The organism is bacterium, from assembly GCA_016873475.1.
Classification (GTDB): domain Bacteria; phylum Krumholzibacteriota; class Krumholzibacteriia; order JACNKJ01; family JACNKJ01; genus VGXI01.
The window spans coordinates 1-2,075 of the sequence record VGXI01000360.1 but is presented as its reverse complement, the minus strand read 5'-3'; the positions used below and the strand labels follow the sequence as shown (position 1 = coordinate 2,075).

Here is a 2,075-nt window from a genome sequence, read left to right as displayed (position 1 = left end):
CCCCGGCGGGGCCGGAGGCGCCCGACGCGGCCGCCCCGCGCGGCGAGGCCCTGCGCCTCATCCTCGACGAGGCCTTCTGGAAGGCGCGCCTGGAGCTGAGCGGGCGCGGGGCGCCCTGCCTGGCCCTGGACCTGGTCGACAGCCTGGCCGTGATCGAGGTGCGCGGCGTCGCCGTGCGGCGCTGCCGGATCCAGGCGATCGACCGCAGCGCGCTCCTGGCGCGGCGCCTGGAGCGGCGCGAGTTCCGCGAGCGGCTGGCGCGGCCCTTCGGCATCGTGGAGGAGCTGGCCACCCTGCCCAAGGAGCCGATCCGCGTCGAGGTGGCGCCCAGGGACACGCTCGAGGCCAAGCAGCTCGGCCCGCGCAACTTCAAGCCCGAGGCACCCGATCTCTTCTACATCCTGCGCATCGACGGCGGGCTCACCCTGGACCTGCGCCAGGCCGAGCCGCCGGCCGAGGCCGCCAAGGCCCTGGAGGACAGCCTGCGCTGGCACTCCCGCCGCACGGAAGCCTGGAGCGCCTTCACGAAGCTCGTCCAGCGGCAGCTGCCCGCGCACGAGCCGGTGATCACGCTCACGCTGCCGCGGGACGACGTCAAGGCCATCTACCGCGCGCTCGTGGCGGAGGCCGGCCTGGCGCTCCGCCTCTAGGCGCCTGGCGAGCGCCGGGGCCGCGTGCTAGCCTGCCCGGCATGACGCAGGCGGCGGCATCCCCCCTCGACCCGCTGGCGGCGGCGCGCCTGAAGCGCGATCTGCTCGCCCTCGGCTTCGACCGCGTCGGTTTCCTCGCCGCCGGCCCCGTCGCCGATCACGCGCGCTACCGCGAGTGGCTGGCCCGCGGCTATGCCGGGCCGATGCGCTACCTCGAGCGGCAGGCGGCGGCGCGGCGGGACCCGCGCGCCGTGCAGCCCTGGGCGCGCAGCCTCGTCCTCGTCTCGCTGAACTACCACCTGCCCGACCCCGGCAGCTTGGCGCCGCGCGAGCCCGGCCGCGGCTGGGTGAGCCGCTACGCCTGGGGGCGCGACTACCACCGCGTGCTCGGCCGCAAGCTGCGCGTGGCCGGCGACCGGCTGCTCAGCGACTGGGGCGCCCGGCGCTCGCGGGTCTGCGTCGACGTGCTGCCCCTGCTCGAGCGCTCCCTGGCCGCCGCGGCCGGGCTGGGCTGGATCGGCAAGAACACCCTGCTCATCGACCCGCAGCTGGGCTCCTACTGCTTCCTGGGCGCCCTGCTCACGGACCTCGTCCTGCCGCCGGACGCGCCGGTCGCGGATCGCTGCGGCAGCTGCGCGGCCTGCCTGGAGGCCTGCCCGACGGGCGCCCTCCACCCGAGCCGGCCCGGCTGGCTGGACGCGCGCGTGTGCATCAGCACGCTGACGATCGAGGCCAAGGGCGCCTTCGCGCCGGCGACGGCCGCCCTCCTTGGCGACCATGTCTTCGGCTGCGACATCTGCCAGGAGGTCTGTCCCTGGAACCGCGAGGCGCCGAGCGCCCGCGAGCCCGACCTCGCCGCGCGGCCGGAGCTGCAGCGGCCCCTGCTCGTCGAGCTGCTGGACCTGGACCGCCCCGCCTTCCTCGCGCGATTCGCGGGCACGGCCCTCTTGCGCGCGGGCGAACGGCGCCTCGCCCGCAACGCCCAGGCGGCGCTGGCCAACCAGGCGCGCCGCTCGCCGCCGGGCGCGGCCGCGGAGAGCCCGGAGGGCGTCTAGACGAACTCAGCGCAGGTGCTGGCCGAAGTGGGCGAGCGTGGCGGCCAGCGCGAGCTCGAGGGCCGCCGGGGCCGCCGGCGCCGGCGGGTGCGCGGCCCCGAAGGTGTGGCCGGCGCCGGCGATGCGCAGCAGGCGGCCGCGCGGACCCAGCGCGGCCGCGATCGCCTCGCCCTCGGCCAGGGGCACCGCCTCGTCCGCCTCCCCGTGCACGACGAGGCTTGGGATCGCCAGGCGCCCGGCCGCGGCGAGAATGTCCAGCGCTGCGCGGTTCTGCTCGATGTCGTCGAGCAGATCGGTGCCCAGGGCGAAGACGTCGCCCGTGCGGGCGTTCTCGACGCGCAGCGAGCCCTGGCGGCGCCAGGCGGCGGGG

General features: G+C 77.1%; 2 protein-coding genes. One reads left to right on the top strand and one right to left on the bottom strand.

What is annotated here, in order from left to right; genetic code table 11:
- Positions 1–691: 691 nt before the first annotated feature.
- Positions 692–1,705, top strand: coding sequence for a tRNA epoxyqueuosine(34) reductase QueG (gene queG / locus FJ251_15765; protein ID MBM4119158.1), 1,014 nt, complete (start codon positions 692–694; stop codon positions 1,703–1,705).
- A gap of 6 nt (positions 1,706–1,711) precedes the next feature.
- On the opposite strand, the gene FJ251_15760 is transcribed toward queG, so the two are convergent.
- A partial coding sequence (locus tag FJ251_15760) for an alpha/beta hydrolase (protein MBM4119157.1) occupies positions 1,712–2,075 on the bottom strand: 364 nt, incomplete at its 5' end.

What these genes read in the sequence shown, in the direction of transcription:
- queG (MBM4119158.1), top strand. Translation starts at nt 692, where the DNA reads ATGACGCAGGCGGCGGCATCCCCCCTCGACCCGCTGGCGGCGGCGCGC.